Here is a 19,464-nt window from a genome sequence, read left to right as displayed (position 1 = left end):
GTGGCAGGCAAACCGGTCAGGCCCGTGAACGCCATCGACCAGACCCGGCGGATGCTCTCCCTGGTGACGTATCTGAGGGAGCGCCCCGGGGCCCGGGTCGAGGACGTCGCGCGCGCCTTCGGCATCACCGAGGACGAGCTGGTCTCCGACCTCGACGTGCTGCCCATGTGCGGCACGAGTTTCCGCGGCGGTGACCTCCTCGACATCGACACCGACGGCGAGCGCATCTGGTGGCACAATCCGGCCGCCCTCGCGGCGGAGGCCGCCGAGCCGCTCAGACTCGCCGCCGACGAGGCCACCGCGCTGCTCGTCGCCGCCCGGGCCGTCGCCACGCTGCCCGGACTGCGGGAGAGCGACCGGCAGGCGCTGCTGCGGGCGACGGCCAAGGTGGAGACGGCGGCCGGCGAGGCGGCCGGTGCCAGCTCGCGGCTGTCGGTGACCTTCGAGTCCGAGGGCGGTGTCTTCGCGGACGTCGACCGGGCGATCGCCGAGCGCCGTCGTCTGTGGATCCGCTACTACTCGCCCGCGCGCGACGAGGTCACCGAGCGGGAGATCGACCCCATCCGCCTGGTCAGCGTCGGTCACACCTATGTCGAGGCGTGGTGCCGCCGCTCGGAGGCGCGCCGGACGTTCCGGCTCGACCGGGTCGCCGAGATCAAGATCCTGGACGAGCCGTCGGCGCCGCCGGAGATCGAGCTGCGGGACCTGTCCGAGGCGCTGGTGCAGCCCGCGGCCGAGGATCCGGAGGTCGTGGTCGAGGTCGGCCCCGGCGGCCGCTGGGTCGCCGAGTACTACCCGCACGACAGTGCGGATGAGCTGCCGGACGGCGGGCTGCGTATCACCCTGCGGACGCCCGACCCGGCGTCGCTGCGGCGCCTGGCGCTGCGGCTGGGGCGGGACGGCCGGATCGTCTCCCCGCCGGAGCTGGCCGACAGCGCCCGGCAGGCGGCCCGCGAGGCGCTGGCGGCGTACGACGGGATCGAGGCGGCCGACGCGGTGGAGACCGCCGAGGCGCCGCACGCGGTGCACGCGGGTCCGGACGGCAGACGCGAGTGAGCCACAGGCGCCCACCGGCGTCGGCGGCCCGGCCGGGCCGCCCCGCACACCGGCCGCGGTGCCCCCGGAGGCGAACGACCCCAGGAAGAGGAGCGAGGGCTGTGAGCGAGTCGGCGACGTCCGGTGCGCGGGGCATGACGGTGGAGTCCGCGTTCGCCGGCATGAGAAGCGTGTCCCCGGTGGTGTTCAGGGCGGGCTGCCCGGACTGCCGGGGGCGCTTCGAGCTCACCGCGGGCGCCCTGCGCCTCGCCATCGGCGCCACCAGCCGCACCACCTTCTACTCCTTCACCTGCCCGGAGTGCGGCGCGTCGGTCCGCAAGCCGGCGGGGGAGCGGATCGTGGAGCTGCTGACCGGCGGCGGCGTGCGCACCCTGCGGCTGCACTCGACCCTCTAGCGGGACGAGTTCCGGGAAAGGTCTAGGCTCGGCGTCATGTTCTGGCCGATGTTCGCGGTTGCCGTGGGTTTCCTGGGTCTCGCCGTGCTGGGGGTGCTCGCCGTGCGGGTTTTCGTGGAGGCACAGCGCCTGGGCAGGCAGGTCACGGATTCGGCGCGCCGGATCAGCCGGGCCGCCGACGACCTGGAGCGGGCGGCGCAGAGCGCGGCCCGGTCCGTGGACGCGCTGTGAGCCGTCCGGGAGGGGACCGTGAGTTGCGCTTCGGGACACTTTGCCCTGTCACCTGGACGGTTCGGACAGGTACGCTGCTGGTCGCGGCCCGGTTAACGAGGCACTGGCCGCGGACGGGAGTACGCACAGGGGATGCAGAGGGATTGCCTCACGTTCACCCCCGAGCGTTACGATCGCTGTCGACACGATCGTTCGGACATACGTCCGACCGGTCGGACAGCACCCCACCACAGCCGCCTCGGTGAGAAGGTAAAGACTTATGTTCGGAAGGCTCGGAGCCCCCGAGATCATTCTCATCCTCGTCGTCATCATCCTGCTGTTCGGCGCGAAGAAGCTTCCGGACATGGCTCGGTCGCTCGGCAAGTCCGCCCGCATCCTCAAGAGCGAGGCCAAGGCGATGAAGGACGAGAACAAGTCGTCCACGACCCCGGCCGGCCCGCCCAACAACGACGAGCCCGCGCAGCGCACCATCCAGGCCGCCCCCGGTGATGTGACCAGCTCGCGCCCGGTCAACGAGCCGACGGACACGACCAAGCGCTGACGCAGGGCCGGTGACCTCCGGCCCGCCGCACGAGATGGGAACGTGGGTTGCTGAAGTCTGCCCGCAAGAAGGAGAAGGATCCCGAGGGGCGGATGCCCCTCGCGGAGCACCTTCGCGAGCTCCGCAACCGGCTCGTGAAGAGTCTGCTGGCGATCGTCGTCACGACGATCGTCGCCGCTTTCTTTTACAAGGACATCATCCAGTTCTTCACGGATCCCATCCTGGATGCGGTGGGATGCCAGTACAGCTTCGCCGAACTGGCGAAGGGTACCGAGGAGAGCCAGTGCGCGCGGATCGTCCAGAACGGTCTGCTGAGCCCGTTCACGCTCGCTCTCACGGTGTCCCTCTCCTCTGGTGTGGCCCTCGCGGCTCCGGTGTGGCTGTATCAGTTGTGGGCCTTCGTGGCGCCAGGCCTGCACCGGCACGAGAAGAAGTACTCTCTGGCCTTCGTGGCTGCGGGATTCCCGCTGTTCCTCATGGGGGCGTACTTCGCGTACTGGTCGCTGCCGAAGATGGCGTCCGTGATGCTCGAGTTCTCGATCATCGGTAGCGACAACCAGCTCCCCCTCGATGATCTGCTGCAGCTCGTCATGCGGATGATCATCGTCTTCGGCCTCTCCTTCGAGCTGCCGTTGCTGCTGGTCATGCTGAACTTCGGCGGCATCCTCTCCGGCAAGAGGATGGCCGGCTGGTGGCGGGGCATGATCATGGGCATCACTGTGTTCGCCGCGATCGCAACCCCCAGCACCGACCCGATCTCCATGCTGGCCCTGGCCGGCCCCATCTGGGTGCTGTACTTCGGCGCCTGCGCGATCGCGCTCGCGAACGACCGGCGACGTGCCCGCCGCGAGGCGGAGGGACCGGCCGATGACGAGGCCTCGGAGCTCGATCTCACCCCGGAGAGCATCGGTGAGGTGGAAGCGGTGACGACTGCTCCCGCCCTTCCACGCCAGGCGGACTCCGCCCGAGACCATGTGAACGGCTACGACGACGTCACATAGATGTCGAGGCGTGGGCCGTCCGGACGGGAATGAAGCGGCGAAGAGAAGGTGCCCCCACCCAGCAAGGGTGGGGGCACCTCTCATGCGCCGGCGCCTGGGTCAGTCACCCGTTCCAGGAGGGCAGCTGTTCACGTCCTTGAAGGTGCTGGACCTCGGCTTCGAGGCGTACTTGTGATGTTCCTGGTCCCTGCCCGCCACCCACATGCAGGCAATGGCGCCGCTCTCGGTCGTCCACTGCAGGCCCTTGCTGGAGCTACAGGTGTTGCTGGCGTAGACCGTCCAGGAGATGGTGCCGTCCCCCCAGGACCAGTTGTAGCAGGTGGTGCTGCCCCGGTGTACGGCGTCAGCGGCGGCGGCAGCCGGCGTAGTGCCGACGAACCCCACCAGAACCGCGGTCGTGCCCGCGAGTGCACCGAGACGTCGTGCGATCTTCATGTTCCCCTCATTCGCATCAGGTCACCGCTGTGGTCTGGGCGTCCGCTCGGTGAGGTGGTCGTCAGGATGATCACCGAGCAGCGCACGGCGGGACATTAATTCGATCCGATCGAGGACAGCAAGCGCTTTCTGGCCAGTTGTGCATGGTCGGTCGTCGGCCAGTGATCCGGATAATGATCGTCCTGTTGTCAGTGCGGCCCGGTACGCTCGAAAGCACGATGACAGAGGATCTCTCCCCGGCCGAGCGGTACGCGGCAGCTCGTAAGCGCGCTGCCGAGCAGGCCACCGCGCTCGCCTCCTTCCGCGAGATGTACGACTTCGGCCTCGACCCCTTCCAGATCGAGGCCTGCCAGGCGCTCGAGGCGGGGAAGGGCGTGCTGGTCGCCGCGCCCACCGGTTCCGGCAAGACGATCGTCGGCGAGTTCGCCGTCCACCTCGCCCTCCAGCAGGGCAAGAAGTGCTTCTACACGACACCCATCAAGGCGCTGTCGAACCAGAAGTACGCCGACCTGTGCCGCCGCTACGGCACGGACAAGGTGGGCCTGCTCACCGGCGACAACAGCGTCAACTCCGACGCCCCGGTGGTCGTGATGACCACCGAGGTGCTGCGGAACATGCTGTACGCCGGTTCGCAGACGCTCCTGGGCCTCGGCTACGTGGTCATGGACGAGGTGCACTACCTCTCCGACCGGTTCCGGGGCGCCGTCTGGGAAGAGGTGATCATCCACCTTCCCGAGTCGGTCACGCTCATCTCCCTCTCGGCGACCGTGTCGAACGCCGAGGAGTTCGGCGACTGGCTGGACACGGTCCGCGGCGACACCGAGGTGATCGTCTCCGAGCACCGGCCCGTGCCGCTGTTCCAGCACGTGCTGGCCGGGCGGCGGATGTACGACCTGTTCGAGGAGGGCGAGGGCCAGAAGAAGGCCGTCAACCCCGACTTGACGCGCATGGCGCGGATGGAGGCGAGCCGGCCGTCGTACCAGGACCGCCGACGCGGCCGGCTGCGCGAGGCCGACCGCGAGCGCGAGCGCAGACAGCGCTCCCGCGTGTGGACGCCGAGCCGGCCCGAGGTCATCGAGCGACTCGACGCCGAGGGGCTGCTGCCCGCCATCACCTTCATCTTCAGCCGGGCCGCCTGCGAGGCCGCCGTCCAGCAGTGCCTGTACGCGGGCCTGCGGCTCAACGACGAGGAGGCGCGGCACCGGGTCCGCTCCCTGGTCGAGGAGCGTACGGCGTCCATCCCGCGCGAGGACCTGCACGTCCTTGGCTACTACGAGTGGCTGGAGGGCCTGGAGCGCGGCATCGCCGCCCATCACGCGGGCATGCTGCCGACCTTCAAGGAGGTCGTCGAGGAGCTGTTCGTACGCGGCCTGGTCAAGGCCGTCTTCGCGACCGAGACCCTCGCCCTCGGCATCAACATGCCCGCCCGCTCGGTGGTCCTGGAGAAGCTCGTCAAGTGGAACGGCGAGCAGCACGCCGACATCACCCCGGGCGAGTTCACCCAGCTGACGGGCCGGGCCGGACGGCGCGGCATCGACGTCGAGGGCCACGCCGTGGTGCTCTGGCAGCGCGGCATGAACCCCGAGCACCTGGCCGGTCTCGCGGGCACGCGCACGTACCCGCTGCGCTCCAGCTTCAAGCCGTCGTACAACATGGCGGTCAACCTGGTCGAGCAGTTCGGCCGGCACCGCTCGCGCGAGCTGCTGGAGACGTCGTTCGCCCAGTTCCAGGCGGACAAGTCGGTCGTCGGCATCTCGCGGCAGGTGCAGCGCAACGAGGAGGGCCTGGAGGGCTACAAGGCCTCCATGACCTGCCACCTCGGCGACTTCGAGGAGTACGCGCGGCTGCGCCGCGAGCTGAAGGACCGGGAGAACGAGCTGGCCCGGCAGGGCGCGGCCCAGCGGCGCGCGGAGGCCGCCGTCGCGCTGGAGAAGCTGAAGCCGGGTGACGTCATCCACGTCCCCACCGGCAAGTACGCGGGCCTGGCGCTGGTGCTGGACCCGGGCCTGCCCGCGGGCCGTTCGAACGGCCACCGCGGCTTCGACCACCATGACGGGCCGCGCCCCCTGGTGCTGACCGCCGAGCGGCAGGTGAAGCGGCTGGCGGCCATCGACTTCCCGGTCCCGGTCGAGCCGTTGGAGCGGATGCGGATCCCGAAGTCCTTCAACCCCCGCTCCCCGCAGTCCCGTCGGGACCTCGCCTCCGCGCTGCGCACCAAGGCCGGGCACATCCCGGCCGACCGGCACCGCAAGCGGCGCTCCCAGGCGGCCGACGACCGCGAGATCGCCCGGCTGCGGACGGCGCTGCGCGCGCATCCCTGCCACGGGTGCAGCGACCGCGAGGACCACGCCCGCTGGGCCGAGCGGTACCACCGGCTGCTGCGCGACACCTCGCAGCTGGAGCGCCGCATCGAGGGCCGTACGAACACCATCGCCCGGACGTTCGACCGTATCGTCGCGCTGCTGACCGAGCTGGACTACCTGCGCGCCGACGAGGTCACCGAGCACGGCAAGCGGCTCGCGCGGCTCTACGGCGAGCTGGACCTGCTCGCCAGCGAGTGCCTGCGCGAGGGCGTCTGGGAGGGGCTCGGCCCGGCCGAACTGGCGGGATGCGTCTCGGCGTTGGTCTTCGAGTCGCGCGTCGGGGACGACGCGATGGCGCCGAAGCTGCCGACGGGGAAGGCCAAGGCCGCGCTGGGCGAGATGGTGCGGATCTGGGGGCGGCTGGACGCGCTGGAGGAGGAGTTCCGGATCACCCAGACCGAGGGGGTCGGGCAGCGCGAGCCCGATCTCGGCTTCGCCTGGGCCGCGTACATGTGGGCCTCCGGGAAGGGGCTCGACGAGGTGCTGCGCGAGGCGGAGATGCCGGCGGGGGACTTCGTGCGGTGGTGCAAGCAGGTCATCGATGTGCTGGGGCAGATCGCGGCCGCGGCGCCGCAGGGCTCCAGTGTCGTGAAGAACGCACGTAAGGCCGTCGATCTGTTGCTGCGGGGCGTGGTCGCCTACTCGTCGGTGGGGTGATGTCCGTGCGCGGGTGCCGGTTGGTCGTGGTTGCTCGCGCAGTTCCCCGCGCCCCTTAAAACGGGGCGTTGTACCGAAGCCCGTTCACCCGTTCGGTGGGCGGGCTTTCGTATGCCCGTTCGCCGTGACTGGACGTATTCGAACGGTTTCGCAGCGTGTAAATGAATGAGCTTACTATCCCTTCGCGACCGGTTTCCGGTAGATGCGGAATATGACACGGCGATGATCCGGTCGGACTAAGCTCGCCCGCAGCGCACCGGCTTGAGATGAATTCGTGCGCTTGTTCCCCAATGTGCGGAAGATCCCGACAGTTTCATGACATACCCACTTGCGAGTCCCCCCGAACCTCAGTCGTCTCCTGTCAGAAGGCCCACATGGTGAGTGTTCAATCCCCTCCAGGTCGCCGTGAACTGCCCTACACACGCGTGCTGTTGCTGCCGGCCATAGTGATGGCGGCGGCGACCGGAGCCGCCGTCGCCCTGGTGGCGGAGCCCGCCCGGCTCGCCGTCGGCTGGTGCGGCGGTCTCGCCACCGCGCTGGTGATCGCGACGGCCGCCGAGGCCGCGCGCCGCGGCCGTGCCCTGCGCAGCCAGCGTGCGGAGCACGCCCGCCACACCGCGCAGCTGGAACAGCGGATCGCCCTCCACGAGAACGAACTGGTCCGCTTCTCGCGGGAGATCGTCCCCGCCGCGCTCGATCTGCTGCACACCGGAGAATCGCCCAGAGAGGTGATTCGCAAGCTCGGTCTCTCCAACCCCGCGTTCCGCGACCTCCCCGCGCCGCAGGCCGAGACGCTGCTGACGGTGCTGAGGATCGTCGATCGCGAAGTGACCATGCGGGACGCCGCCGCGCGCTCCTTCGTCAGTGTCGCCCGCCGCGTCCAGGCGATCATCCACCAGCAGGCCGAAGAACTCCGCGAGATGGAAGAGGACCACGGCCGCAACCCCGAGGTCTTCGACGACCTGCTGCGCATCGACCACGGCAACGCTCTGATCGGCCGCCTCGCCGACTCCGTCTCCGTCCTCGGCGGCGGCCGCCCCGGACGGCAGTGGCCCGAGCCGGTGTCCCTGTACAGCACCCTGCGCGGCGCCATGTCGCGCATCCTGGAGTACCGGCGCATCCAGCTGTCCTCCATCGCCAAGGTCAGCGTCAAGGGCATCTACGTCGAGCCGGTCATCCACGCCGCCGCCGAGCTCCTCGACAACGCCACGCGCTACTCGCCGCCGCAGACCAAGGTGCACGTCACCGCCACCGAGGTGCAGACCGGCGTCTGCATCGAGATCGAGGACGGCGGCGTCAACCTCAACGAGGAGGCGCGCGCCCGGATCGAGGGCATGCTGGAGGCCGCCAAGGCGGGCGTCGACCTCCAGGACATCGGCGAGCACCCGCGCCTCGGCCTCGCCGTCGTGGGCCGCCTCTGCACGGCGTACAACATGCAGGTCTCGCTGCGCGCCTCCGCGTACGGCGGTGTCCGCGCCATCCTCATCGTGCCGAGCGAGATGATCACCCACGAGCCCGGTGTCGGACTCGCCCACGGCATCGGCGCCACCGGCATCCCCATGAAGGTCGGCATTCCCGAGGGACCGAAGCGCACCCCGAAGAAGCGACGCCCCACCAGCCCGAAGATCCCCGCGACGATCTCCCTGGAGGACGACGACGTCCCCGAGGTCACCGAGTGGACGGCGAACGGCCTGCCGCAGCGCCGCAGCCGGGTGAAGACACCGCTCTCCGAGCGACTCGCCCAGCAGGCCGCCAACGAGAAGGCCGACCGGGAGGCCGAGGCACGCGGCGAGCACAACCCCTGGGCCGCGATCAAGGAGCCCGAGGTGCCGCCCCTGCGCGACATGAGCGCCCCCGACGCCCCCGGCAAGGGCCTGGAGGCCTTCTGGGAGGGACTCAAGCAGGGCATCGAGCCCGGCACCCACCCGACCGACTTCATCCGGAACCCCACCAAGTACCTGCACCTGCTCAACGACCCGGCCCCCACCGAGGCCGATGACGAGGGGGATCTCAAGTGATCCAGCAGCGAGGCAACTTCGACTGGATGCTCAAGCAACTCGCCGACGGCGTACCGGGCATCGAGATGATCGTGGTGCTCTCGGCCGACGGTCTGCGCATCGCCCGCCACGGCGGCGAGCCCGACGCGGCCGACCGGGTCGCCGCGGCCTGTGCCGGCCTGCAGTCCCTCGCGGGCAGCATCTGCCAGGAACTCAGCGTCGGCGACGGCGAGATGAAGCTCGTCATGATCGAGATCGACCAGGGCTACTTCTACCTGATGGGCGCCGGGGCCAACGCCTTCCTCGCGGTGCTCTCCGACGTGCGGTGCGAACCGGGCCGGATGAGCGCGATGATGCGCGACCTGGTGGTCCGGATCGGCGGACACCTGACCAGTCCGCCCCGGCGGAACGGGCAGATCGTATGACGCCTCCGCAACGCCAGAGGCGCAACCCCGCGGCGGAACCGGCCCCGCAGCCTTCCCAGGGCGGCGAGGACAAGCCCGGGAACCCGGAGCGCATGTACGTGGTGGCCGGCCCGGACGGCGAACGCGCCGAGCTGGACCTGGTGACGTTAATCGTGGCGCGTGCCGCAGACCCGCCGCCCTCCGCCACCCCCGAGCAGGCGGCGTTGCTCCGGCTCTGCGCCGCCCCCCTCTCCGTGGCGGAGCTGTCGGCCTACCTCGGCCTGCCGTTCAGCGCGATGGGCACGCTGCTCACCGAGCTGCTGACGGCGGAACTGGTACACGCGCGCTCCCCGATCGTCCGACGACAGGCGGTCCCCGACCGTTCCCTCCTCGAAGCGGTGATGAATGGACTTCAAAGGCTCTGACACCATCCCGGGCCCCCGGGCCGAGGACCAGTTGCCACACACGACACAGGCCGCGGCCAAGATCGTGATCGTGGGGGGCTTCGGTGTCGGAAAGACGACCATGGTCGGCTCGGTCAGCGAGATCAAACCGCTGACCACCGAGGAGACCATGACGCAGGCCGGCATCGGTGTCGACGACAACTTCGGCTCCGATACCAAGACGGCCACCACCGTCGCCATGGACTTCGGCCGGATCAGCATCACCGACCAGCTCGTGCTGTACCTCTTCGGCACCCCCGGCCAGCAGCGCTTCTGGTTCCTGTGGAACGGGCTGTTCGAGGGCGCGCTCGGCGCGGTGGTGCTGGTCGACACCCGTCGGCTGGAGGTCAGCTTCGACGTCATGGGGCGCCTGGAGGAACGCGGTGTGCCGTTCGTGGTCGCCATCAACTCCTTCCCCGACGCGCCCCGTTACCCCATCGAGGAGCTGCGCACGGCCCTCGACCTCTCCCCGGACATCCCGATCATGGAGTGCGACGCGCGCCGCCGGGCCTCCAGCCGCGACGTCCTGATGACCCTCATGCGCTTCCTGCACTCCCTCGCCATGACGGGCTCGCTCACCTGACCGGTATCCGGCCCACCCCACATCTCCCCCCCAGACATCTGGAAAGTTTCGGAGCGACCACTGTGACGCCTGAATCCCACGCCCCGACCGGTACGGACGACACCCGGCCCGGGCCGCCCCCCGGCTGCCCCGCGCACGGCCTCGGGCCCGGGGGGCTGCACCGGCTGCACGAGGCGGAGGACCTGGGAGCGCTGTACGAGCGACTGCGGGAGCAGCACGGGCCCGTGGCGCCCGTGCTGCTCCACGACGACGTGCCCATCTGGATCGTCCTCGGCCACGCCGAGAACCTGCACATGGTGCGCTCGCCCTCGCAGTTCTGCCGGGACAGCCGTATCTGGACCCCCCTCAAGGACGGCCTGGTCAAGCCCGACCACCCGCTGATGCCGCACATCGCCTGGCAGCCCATCGCCTCGCACGCCGAGGGCGACGAGCACAAGCGGCTGCGCGGCGCGGTCATGGGCGCCATCTCGACCATCGACTTCCGCAGCCTGCGCCGCTACATCAACCGCAGCACGCAGCAGATCGTCAACCGCTTCTGCGAGAAGGGCGAGGCCGACCTCGTCAGTCAGTTCACCGAGCACCTGCCGATGGCGGTGATGTGCGAGATCCTCGGCATGCCCGGCGAGTACAACGACCGCATCGTCGAGGCCGCCCGCGACGCGCTCAAGGGCACCGAGACCGCGATCGCCAGCCACTCCTACGTCATGGACGCCCTGAGCCGGCTCACCGCCCGCCGCCGCGCCCAGCCGGAGGAGGACCTCGCCAGCTACCTGATCACCCACCCGGCCCGGCTCACCGACGACGAGGTCAGGGAGCACCTGCGCCTGGTGCTCTTCGCCGCCTACGAGGCCACCACCAACCTGCTGTCGAACGTACTGCTCACGGTGCTGATCGACCCGCGCTTCCGGGCCCAGCTCAACGGCGGCCAGATGACGGTGCCGGAGGCGGTGGAACAGTCGCTGTGGAACGAGCCGCCGTTCAGCACGGTCTTCGCCTACTTCGCCAAGCAGGAGACCGAACTGGGCGGGCAGCGCATCCGCCGGGGCGACGGACTGCTGTTCGCCCCGCTCCCGGCCAACGTCGATCCGCGGGTGCGGCCCGACCTGAAGGCCAGCATGCAGGGCAACCGCTCCCACCTCGCCTTCGGCGGCGGCCCGCACGAGTGCCCCGGCCAGGACATCGGCCGCTCCATCGCCGACGTCGGCGTCGACGCGCTGCTGATGCGGCTGCCGGACGTCGAACTCGACTGCGACGAGGAGGACCTGCGCTGGACGGCGTCCATCGCCTCCCGGCACCTGGTGAGCATGCCGGTGCAGTTCTCGCCCAAGCCGCCGCAGGACGTGGCGGAGCAGCCGAACCACAAGCCGGTCCCGGCGCAGCGCTCCGACTGGCAGATCGGCACCGTGCAGCCGCAGCCGCAGCCGCAGCCGACGGCGGCCGCCGCGCAGCTCCCGCCGGCACCGGGCTCCGCGCAGCCGCAGCCCCAGCCGGTTCCGGTGCAGCCGCAGCCGCAGCCGGCGTCGGAGGAGCCGCAGCCGCCCCGGCGCAAGGGCGTCTGGCAGCGCTTCCTGAGCTGGTGGCGCGGCTACTGACCGTGTGACGGGCCGTCGTACGTCCCGGCGGCCCACCGGTCGTACGACGCCCAGGCCGCGAGCACCCGGCCGCTGCGGAACCGGTGCTCCACGCCCGTGACCGGGTCGGTGAAGGCGAGGCCCCGCGCCAGCAGTTGGAGGGGACGCCGGAAGTCACCGGCCGGCACGGGCCCGGTCACCTCCGGGTAGAGCGGGTCGCCGAGGATCGGGACGCCCAGCGCGGTCATGTGCACGCGCAGCTGGTGCGTCTGCCCGGTGCCGGGCAGAAGCCGGTACCGGGCCAGGGGGCCGTCCCGGTCCGTACGGCGCTCGACGAGCTCGACGCGGCTCACGGCGTTGGGCTCGCCCGGCACCTCCCGCGCGGTCAGCACCCCGCGCTCCTTCACGATCCGGCTGCGGACGGTCCGGGGGAGCGCGAGGGCGGAGTCGTACGGGGCGACGGCCTCGTACTCCTTGCGGACCCGCCGGTCGCGGAACAGGGTCTGGTACGCGCCGCGCTCCTCGGGGCGCACGGTGAAGAGCACGAGCCCGGCCGTGAGCCGGTCCAGCCGGTGCGCGGCGCTGAGTGCCGGGATGCCCAGTTCGCGGCGGAGCCGGGCCAGCGCGGTCTCGGCGACATGGGCGCCGCGCGGGGTGGTGGCCAGGAAGTGGGGCTTGTCGGCGACGACGATGTGCTCGTCCCGGTGCACGACCTCCAGCGGGAAGGGCACCGGGATCTCGTCGGGCAGCTCCCGGTGGAACCACACGAACATGCCGGGCACGAACGGCGCGTCCGCCGGCACGGGCCGTCCGTCCGCCCCGACGATCAGCCCCGCGTCGAACATCCCGTCGACGACCCCGGCTCCGGCCCCGGAGAGCCGCTCCACCAGATGCTCGCGCACCGTGGCCCACGCGCTCGCGGCGGGCAGCCGCACCCGCACCGGGTCAACGCCGTGGCGCTGCGGCAGGGGAGAGGGCGGGGTGCGGGTCTTGCGTCTCATCGCGGCCCAGCGTACGAGGCCGGCGCGCACCCGCGGAAAACCGCTGGGGCCACCTGCCGCCCGGTCGTCAGGATGTGGGCATGCCTCTCCTCATCGGCCCGGTCCTGACCGCCGGGACTCTCACCCGCCGTCCGCAGCCCACCCTTCCCGCCGACGGCGGACTCCTCCTGCGTCCCTGGCGGACCGAGGACGCGCCCGCGGTAGGTCTTCCAGGATCCGGTGATGCACCAGTGGCACGCCCGGACCGCCGCCTCCGAAGCGGAGACCGCCGGCTGGATCCGGGACTGGCACCGGGCGTGGGAGGAGGAGCGCGAGGCGCAGTGGGCCGTCGTCGACGCGGGCTCCGGCGCGCTGCTGGGCCGGGTCGCGCTGCGCGAGATGCGGCTGGACGACGGGACGGCGGAGGTGGCGTACTGGACCGTCCCGGAGGCACGGGGCCGGGGCGTCGCCGCCCGGGCCACGACCGCGCTCACCCGCTGGGCCCTCGACGAGGTCGGCTTCCACCGGCTGGAGTTGCTGCACGCCGTGCGCAACGCGGCGTCCTGCGGGGTCGCCGCACGCACCGGCTTCGTCCTGGAGGGCACCAAGCGCAGCTCCGCCCTGCAGCCGGACGGCTGGCACGACATGCATCTGCACGCGCGCGTGCGAGGGGATTGAGCCGCTGCCCCCGGACCGTCTCGCCGGGCCGCCCCTGCCCTCGGGCTGCCTCCCGGCTGGCTGGACGTGGGCACGGGCCACGCGCGCCTTGGGCTGCCCCCTGCCCCCGGGCTGTGCCTCCCGGCCGCTGCCTCAGGCGGCCGGTGTGCTCTCCTGCTCCGCCTCGATGCGCGCGTTCCACTCCCGCTTCGAGGCCTGCCAGCCGTCCTCGTCGTGGCCGCGCCGCCAGTAGCCGGAGATCGACAGGTCCTCGCGCGGGACGTGGCGCTCGACCCGGAGCAGATGGCGCAGCTGCTTCACGAAGTGCGCCTCGCCGTGCACGAAGGCGTGCACCCGGCCCTCGGGGAACTCCAGGTTCCGCACGGCCTCGACCAGCGCCTCGCCCAGGGGCCGGTCGCCGCGGTGCAGCCAGACGACCTCCACGTCCGAGTCGATCTTCTGCTCCTCCTCGGGGCCGGAGACCTCCACGAAGGCGTACGCCCGGGCCCCGCGCGGCAGGGCCTCCAGGGCGCAGGCGATCGCGGGCAGGGCGCTCTCGTCACCGACGAGCAGATGCCAGTCCGCTTCCGGGTCGGGCGCGTACGCTCCGCCGGGGCCCATGAACCGCACGGTCTCGCCCGGCTGGACGCGCGCGGCCCAGGGGCCGGCCAGGCCCTCGTCGCCGTGGATGACGAAGTCCAGGGTCAGCTCGCGGTGTTCGGCGTCCCACTGGCGCACCGTGTACGTCCGGGTCACCGGCCACTGTGCGCGGGGCAGCTCGTCGCGGATCCGCTGCAGGTCGAAGGGCTCCGGGTACGTCACGTCCCCGGGCGCGAACAGCAGCTTCACGTAGTGGTCCGTGCAGGTGTCCGCGGCGAAGTCGGCGAGGCCCTCGCCACCGAGCACCACGCGCTGCATGTGCGGGGTCAGCCGCTCGGTGCGGACGACCTGAGCGGAGTGCGCCTTGCGCGGCTGGCGTCCCGGTCGCTCTGCCATGAGGACCTCCCTGTCTCACATAGTTAGGGTTACCTAAGTTAGCACCTCGCCCCCGGTTCCCACCTCTCGTATGCGAAGGACACGTCGCACTCTTACCGACGCATCACACCGCGAGCGTCGCCAGCAGACGCTCCAGTGACCCGCCCAGACCCCAGCGGGCCGCCAGCGCCTCCAGGGCCGCCGGGTCGCGAGGTGCCTTCGGGAGCGCCGTGGCGACGTCCGGGAGCGGTACGTCGTCCGCGACCCGGACCACCTTCGGCGCGACCGCGAGGTACGGGCGCGCCTCGTCCAGCCGCCTGCGCTGCGTGGGCGTCAGCTTCGACCGCCGGTCCTCGACCGCCGCCAGGATCCCGGCCAGGTCCCCGAACTCGGCCAGCAGCTTGGCGGCCGTCTTCTCGCCGATGCCCGGCACGCCCGGCAGGCCGTCGCTGGGGTCGCCGCGCAGCAGGGCCAGATCCGCGTACCCGCTCCCGTCGACCCCATACTTCGCACGCAGCACCGCCTCGTCGGTGTGCTGCAGCGTGCCCACGCCCTTCAGCGGGTACAGCACGCGCACCCCGCGCGCGTCGTCCACCAGCTGGTAGAGGTCGCGGTCGCCCGTGACGATGTCGACCGGGCCCTTCGCGCGTGCCGTGAACGTGCCGATGACGTCGTCCGCCTCGTAGCCCGCGACGCCCACGCGGGCGATGCCCACCGCGTCCAGCACCGCCTCGATGACCGGCACCTGCGGCGACAGCGTGTCGGGCACCTCCTCCTCGTCCGGCCCGGCCGCGTGCTCCTCGGCGACGCGGTGCGCCTTGTACGAGGGGATCAGCTCCACGCGCCAGTGCGGACGCCAGTCGGCGTCCATGCACGCCACGAGATCGTCGGGCCGGTGGTCCTTGACCAGGCGGTCGATGAAGTCGAGGAGGCCGCGCACGGCGTTCACCGGTGTGCCGTCCGGCGCCCTGACCGAGTCGGGGACGCCGAAGTAGGCACGGAAGTACAGGGAAGCGGTGTCGAGGAGCATCAGTCGTCCGGTCACGCCACGCATCATGCCGTACGGCACTGACAGCCGGCCGTGCCGCGCAACGCGTTGCGCGGTGCGCGTTCTGTGTGAAGCGCCGCACGTCAGGGTTTGGTTTTGGGCCACGGGGTAGGCGCCGCCCCGGAGCGAGGTCGGTTGCGCATTTCAACTGTTTTGCGCCCCGGCCTCGCTGCGTTTTCGTCGTCGTGGAAACAGAGGTGCACGTGTCAGCAACCCTTGAGGCAGAGAGCCTGTACAAAGTGTTCGGCAGGAGACCGGACCAGGCGGTCGAGCGGCTCAGGAACGGAGCCGGCCGGGAGGAACTGCGCGCCGAGGGCACGACCGCCGCCGTGATCGACGCCTCCTTCACCGTGGAGCCCGGCCAGATCTTCGTCGTCATGGGCCTGTCCGGCTCCGGCAAGTCCACGCTGTTGCGCATGCTGAACGGTCTTCTCGAACCGACCGCAGGACATGTCCGCTTCGACGGTCAGGACCTGACCACCCTGACCGACCGCGAGCTGCGCCAGGTCCGCTCCCGGAAGATCAGCATGGTGTTCCAGCACTTCGCGCTCTTCCCGCACCGCAGCGTGCGCGAGAACGCCGCCTACGGTCTGGAAGTGCAGGGCGTGCCCCGCGCCGAGCGCGCACGCCGCGCCGACGAGGCGCTCGCCCTGTGCGGCCTGGCCGGCTGGGAGAAGTCCTGGCCCGACGAGCTGTCCGGCGGCATGCAGCAGCGCGTCGGACTCGCCCGCGCGCTCGCCACCGACGCCGACCTGCTGCTGATGGACGAGTCCTTCAGCGCCCTGGACCCGCTGATCCGCCGCGACATGCAGGACCAGCTGCTGGAGCTCCAGCAGAAGCTGAAGAAGACGATCGTCTTCATCACCCACGACCTGAACGAGGCCATGCGCCTGGGCGACCGCATCGCCGTCATGCGCGACGGCCGCATCGTCCAGAACGGCACCGCGCAGGACATCCTGCTGCGCCCGGAGAACGACTACGTCGCCTCCTTCACCCAGGACGTCGACCGCTCCCGCGTCCTGACCGCGGGCGAGCTGATGGACACCTCGGTCACCGCCGACGACCCCGGCTGCCACTGCGAGACCGTCACCCCGGACACCCCTTTCACCGAGCTGTGCGCGATCAGTGCCCGGCTCTCCCACCCGGTGTCGGTCGTCGACCAGGACAACAAGCAGCTCGGTATCGTCCCCCGGCAGCGGCTGATCGGCTTCCTGGGCGACGAGCGGGACGCCGTCCCGCAGCCCTGCGACTCCCCGCGCGACAAGGGCGGAGAGAAGGTGATCGCCCGTGCCTAGGATTCAGCTCGGCAGCTGGGTCAACGACGCGGTCGACTGGCTCACCACCCACATGGCGTGGCTGTTCGACTTCTGCAAGACCGTCTTCCTCGGCCTCTACGACGGCATCAACGCCGTCCTCCAGGCCCCCGAACCGCTGCTCCTCGCGGGCATCTTCGCAGTGATCGCCTTCTGGCTGCGCGGCACCCTCGCCGGTGTCCTCGCCTTCGCCGGGTTCGCGTTCATCGACTCCCTCGACCTGTGGGAGAACGCGATGATCACCCTGGCGCTCGTCCTCGTGGCGACCGTCATCGCCCTGGTGATCGCCCTGCCCGTGGGCATCTGGGCGGCCCGCTCCGACCGCGTCAGCTCACTGGTCCGGCCCGTCCTGGACTTCATGCAGACGCTGCCCGCGATGATCTACCTCATCCCGGCGATCCTCTTCTTCGGCACCGGCGCCCCCGCGGGCATCGTCGCCACCCTGATCTTCGCGCTCGCCCCGGGCGTGCGCATGACCGAGCTGGGCATCCGGCAGGTCGACAAGGAACTGGTCGAGGCCGCCGACGCGTTCGGCACCACGCCCCGCAACACCCTGCTGCGCGTCCAGCTCCCGCTCGCCCTGCCCACCGTCATGGCCGGCGTCAACCAGGTCATCATGCTCGGCCTGTCCATGGCCGCCATCGCCGGCATGGTCGGCACCGGCGGCCTCGGCGGCGACGTCAACGAGGCCATCGGCCAGCTCAACGTGGGCCTCGGCTCCGAGGCGGGCGTGGCCATCGTGATCCTCGCGATCTACCTCGACCGCATGACCAGCGAGCTGGGCACCCAGGTCTCCCCGCTCGGCCGCCGTGCCGCCGCCAAGCTGCGCGCCGCCCAGGGGCTGAAGATCTGGTCGTACCGGCCCCGCCCCGTCGTCGCCGTGATCGGCGTCGTCGTCCTGGCGCTCGCCGCGGGCGGCATGGGCGTCCTCGGCGGCAGCGGCACCGGCGCCACCGCCGCGGCCGGCGGCAAGGACGTCGGCCAGGGCAAGAAGATCAGCATCGGCTACATCCCCTGGGACGAGGGCGTCGCCTCCACCTTCCTGTGGAAGGAGGTCCTGGAGCAGCGCGGCTACCGGGTCGAGGCCAAGCAGTTCGACGCGGGCCCGCTGTACACCTCCCTCGCCCAGGGCGACGTCGACTTCCAGACCGACGCCTGGCTGCCCACGACCCACGCCCAGTACTGGAAGAAGTACGGCAAGCAGCTCGACGACCTCGGAGCCTGGTACGACAAGACGTCCCTGGAGCTGAGCGTGCCCTCCTACATGAAGGGCATCGACTCCCTGGCCGACCTCAAGGGCAAGGCCTCCGAGTTCGGCGGCAAGATCACCGGCATCGAGTCCAGCGCCGGCGAGATGGCCCTGCTGAAGAGCAAGGTCCTCAAGGAGTACGGCCTGGACAAGGAGTACCAGGTCGTCGACAGCTCCACGCCCGCCATGCTGGCCGAGCTGAAGCGCGCCTACGCCCAGAAGAAGCCGATCGTCGTCACGCTCTGGTCGCCGCACTGGGCGTACAACGACTACGACCTCAAGAAGCTCAAGGACCCCAAGGGCGCCTGGGGCGAGGGCGACGGCGTGCACACCCTGTCCCGCAAGGGCTTCGCGCAGGACGACCCCACGGTCGCCCAGTGGCTGAAGAACTTCAGGATGAGCGAGAAGGAGCTCACCAGCCTCGAAGCGGAGATCAACAAGGCGGGCAAGGGCCGGCAGCAGGAGGCCGTGCGCGCCTGGCTGAAGCAGCACCCCGGCTTCGCCGACAAGATGGCACCGGTGAAGAACGCCGGGGGCGGCACCCCTGCCGAGGCCAAGCGGCCCCTGGACGTGGCGTGGTTCCCCTGGGACGAGGACATCGCCGTCACCTACCTGTGGAAGAACGTCCTGGAGCGGCGCGGCTACAAGCTGAACCTCAAGCAGATGGACGTCGGCCCCGTCTACACGGGCCTGGCCTCGGGCGACCTCGACCTCAACTTCGACGCCTGGCTGCCCTACGCCCAGAAGAACTACTGGGACAAGAACAAGGACCGCCTCAAGGACCTCGGCACCTGGTACGAACCGACCTCCCTGGAGATCGCCGTACCGTCCTACGTGAAGGGCGTCGACTCCCTGGCGGACCTCAAGGGCAAGGCCGGCACCTTCAAGGGGAAGATCATCGGCATCGAGCCCGGCACCGGCGAGATGGACCTGGCGAAGAACAAGGTCCTGCCCGCCTACGGCCTCGACAAGGAGTACGAGGTCGTCGACGGCTCCACGCCCGCGATGCTGGCCGAGCTGAAGCGCGCCTACGCCAAGAAGGAGCCGATCGCCGTCACCCTCTGGTCGCCGCACTGGGCGTACAGCGACTACCAGCTGACCAAGCTGAAGGACTCCAAGAAGGCCTTCGGCGAGGGCAACACGATCCGCACCATCTCCAACGAGAAGTTCCCCGAGCAGTACCCGCAGCTCACGAAGTGGATCAAGAACTTCAGGATGAGCGAGGACGAGCTCGGCTCCCTGGAGAGCGAGATCAAGGACCGCGGCCAGGGCCATGAGGAGGAGGCCGTCGCCGCGTGGCTCGAGAAGCATCCGGACATGGTGAACCGGATGACTCCGCAGTAGGGTTCCGGGGTGGGACGCGCGACACGCCGCGTCCCGCCCCGCACCCCGTTCCCACGAGCGGGATCCGGACAACCACAGAGCGCTACGCCACCCCCCGAACCCCCGCTCCCTCCCTGTTCCTTCCACGGGGGGAATTCCCGCCCGTCCCGCTGGGCGGCGGATCCCCTGGCGCGAACTGTGAGGTCCCGCGTCACCTCGTATGACGTCGATGTGACGGGCGC

Annotated in this window: 17 protein-coding genes and 1 pseudogene; 14 read left to right on the top strand and 4 right to left on the bottom strand. The window is 70.6% G+C overall.

The genetic code is table 11. The features are described from left to right. The 5 genes from C1703_RS06920 (at position 1) to tatC (ending at position 3,224) form a co-directional block, all read left to right on the top strand. Positions 1 to 1,056, top strand: coding sequence for a WYL domain-containing protein (locus C1703_RS06920; RefSeq protein WP_114251055.1), 1,056 nt, complete (start codon positions 1 to 3; stop codon positions 1,054 to 1,056). 101 nt (positions 1,057 to 1,157) lie between these two features. After that, positions 1,158 to 1,451, top strand: coding sequence for a hypothetical protein (locus C1703_RS06915; protein WP_114251054.1), 294 nt, complete (start codon positions 1,158 to 1,160; stop codon positions 1,449 to 1,451). A gap of 36 nt (positions 1,452 to 1,487) precedes the next feature. Beyond that, on the top strand, positions 1,488 to 1,682 hold the full coding sequence (locus tag C1703_RS06910) for a hypothetical protein (RefSeq protein ID WP_114251053.1): 195 nt from the start codon (positions 1,488 to 1,490) through the stop codon (positions 1,680 to 1,682). Between the two features lie 259 nt (positions 1,683 to 1,941). After that, on the top strand, positions 1,942 to 2,223 hold the full coding sequence (tatA, locus tag C1703_RS06905; RefSeq protein WP_031114631.1) for a Sec-independent protein translocase subunit TatA: 282 nt from the start codon (positions 1,942 to 1,944) through the stop codon (positions 2,221 to 2,223). A 47-nt stretch (positions 2,224 to 2,270) separates the two neighbouring features. Then, a complete protein-coding gene (tatC, locus tag C1703_RS06900) occupies positions 2,271 to 3,224 on the top strand; it encodes a twin-arginine translocase subunit TatC (RefSeq protein ID WP_114251052.1) in 954 nt (317 codons plus the stop codon). Between the two features lie 99 nt (positions 3,225 to 3,323). On the opposite strand, the gene C1703_RS06895 is transcribed toward tatC, so the two are convergent. Beyond that, positions 3,324 to 3,659 (bottom strand): hypothetical protein, encoded by a 336-nt coding sequence (locus C1703_RS06895; protein WP_114251051.1) that lies wholly within the window; start codon positions 3,657 to 3,659, stop codon positions 3,324 to 3,326. A gap of 173 nt (positions 3,660 to 3,832) precedes the next feature. Between C1703_RS06895 and C1703_RS06890 the strand changes: the two genes are divergently transcribed. The 6 genes from C1703_RS06890 to C1703_RS06865 all read left to right on the top strand — a co-directional run bounded on the left by C1703_RS06890 (position 3,833) and on the right by C1703_RS06865 (position 11,698). After that, positions 3,833 to 6,679 carry a DEAD/DEAH box helicase gene (locus C1703_RS06890; RefSeq protein ID WP_114251050.1) on the top strand — a complete coding sequence of 949 codons (2,847 nt, stop codon included), beginning with the start codon at positions 3,833 to 3,835 and terminating at the stop codon, positions 6,677 to 6,679. A gap of 374 nt (positions 6,680 to 7,053) precedes the next feature. Next, positions 7,054 to 8,697, top strand: coding sequence for an ATP-binding protein (locus tag C1703_RS06885; RefSeq protein ID WP_114251049.1), 1,644 nt, complete (start codon positions 7,054 to 7,056; stop codon positions 8,695 to 8,697). Further along, positions 8,694 to 9,101 (top strand): roadblock/LC7 domain-containing protein, encoded by a 408-nt coding sequence (locus C1703_RS06880; RefSeq protein WP_114251048.1) that lies wholly within the window; start codon positions 8,694 to 8,696, stop codon positions 9,099 to 9,101. The genes C1703_RS06885 and C1703_RS06880 overlap by 4 nt, the downstream gene beginning before the upstream one ends. Further along, positions 9,098 to 9,505 carry a DUF742 domain-containing protein gene (locus tag C1703_RS06875; RefSeq protein ID WP_114251047.1) on the top strand — a complete coding sequence of 136 codons (408 nt, stop codon included), beginning with the start codon at positions 9,098 to 9,100 and terminating at the stop codon, positions 9,503 to 9,505. Before C1703_RS06880 ends, C1703_RS06875 begins: the two co-directional genes overlap by 4 nt. After that, positions 9,486 to 10,106 (top strand): ATP/GTP-binding protein, encoded by a 621-nt coding sequence (locus C1703_RS06870; RefSeq protein ID WP_114251046.1) that lies wholly within the window; start codon positions 9,486 to 9,488, stop codon positions 10,104 to 10,106. Before C1703_RS06875 ends, C1703_RS06870 begins: the two co-directional genes overlap by 20 nt. A gap of 62 nt (positions 10,107 to 10,168) precedes the next feature. Next, on the top strand, positions 10,169 to 11,698 hold the full coding sequence (locus tag C1703_RS06865; RefSeq protein WP_114251045.1) for a cytochrome P450: 1,530 nt from the start codon (positions 10,169 to 10,171) through the stop codon (positions 11,696 to 11,698). Here C1703_RS06865 and C1703_RS06860 read toward each other — a convergent pair. Further along, on the bottom strand, positions 11,692 to 12,678 hold the full coding sequence (locus tag C1703_RS06860; protein ID WP_114257323.1) for an RluA family pseudouridine synthase: 987 nt from the start codon (positions 12,676 to 12,678) through the stop codon (positions 11,692 to 11,694). The genes C1703_RS06865 and C1703_RS06860 overlap by 7 nt on opposite strands. An 80-nt stretch (positions 12,679 to 12,758) precedes the next feature. Here C1703_RS06860 and C1703_RS06855 point away from each other — a divergent pair. Beyond that, positions 12,759 to 13,335: pseudogene (locus tag C1703_RS06855) on the top strand (GNAT family N-acetyltransferase). A gap of 132 nt (positions 13,336 to 13,467) precedes the next feature. On the opposite strand, the gene C1703_RS06850 reads toward C1703_RS06855, so the two are convergent. Together C1703_RS06850 and C1703_RS06845 are read right to left on the bottom strand one after the other, a co-directional pair. Then, a complete protein-coding gene (locus C1703_RS06850) occupies positions 13,468 to 14,310 on the bottom strand; it encodes a siderophore-interacting protein (RefSeq protein ID WP_114251044.1) in 843 nt (280 codons plus the stop codon). 103 nt (positions 14,311 to 14,413) lie between these two features. Beyond that, on the bottom strand, positions 14,414 to 15,343 hold the full coding sequence (locus C1703_RS06845) for a 5'-3' exonuclease (protein WP_232840737.1): 930 nt from the start codon (positions 15,341 to 15,343) through the stop codon (positions 14,414 to 14,416). Between the two features lie 197 nt (positions 15,344 to 15,540). Here C1703_RS06845 and C1703_RS06840 point away from each other — a divergent pair, with 197 nt between their 5' ends. Beyond that, complete coding sequence (locus C1703_RS06840; protein ID WP_114257322.1) at positions 15,541 to 16,632, top strand: betaine/proline/choline family ABC transporter ATP-binding protein; 1,092 nt, start codon at positions 15,541 to 15,543, stop codon at positions 16,630 to 16,632. Continuing rightward, entirely contained in the window at positions 16,625 to 19,243 is a 2,619-nt protein-coding gene (locus tag C1703_RS06835; protein ID WP_114251042.1) for an ABC transporter permease/substrate binding protein, read from the top strand. Before C1703_RS06840 ends, C1703_RS06835 begins: the two co-directional genes overlap by 8 nt. Positions 19,244 to 19,464 lie beyond the last annotated feature (221 nt).

It is taken from the genome of Streptomyces sp. Go-475 (assembly GCF_003330845.1).
Lineage (GTDB): Bacteria > Actinomycetota > Actinomycetes > Streptomycetales > Streptomycetaceae > Streptomyces.
The sequence above is the reverse complement of the archived record's forward strand: the minus strand, read 5'-3'. Positions and strand labels throughout refer to the sequence as shown.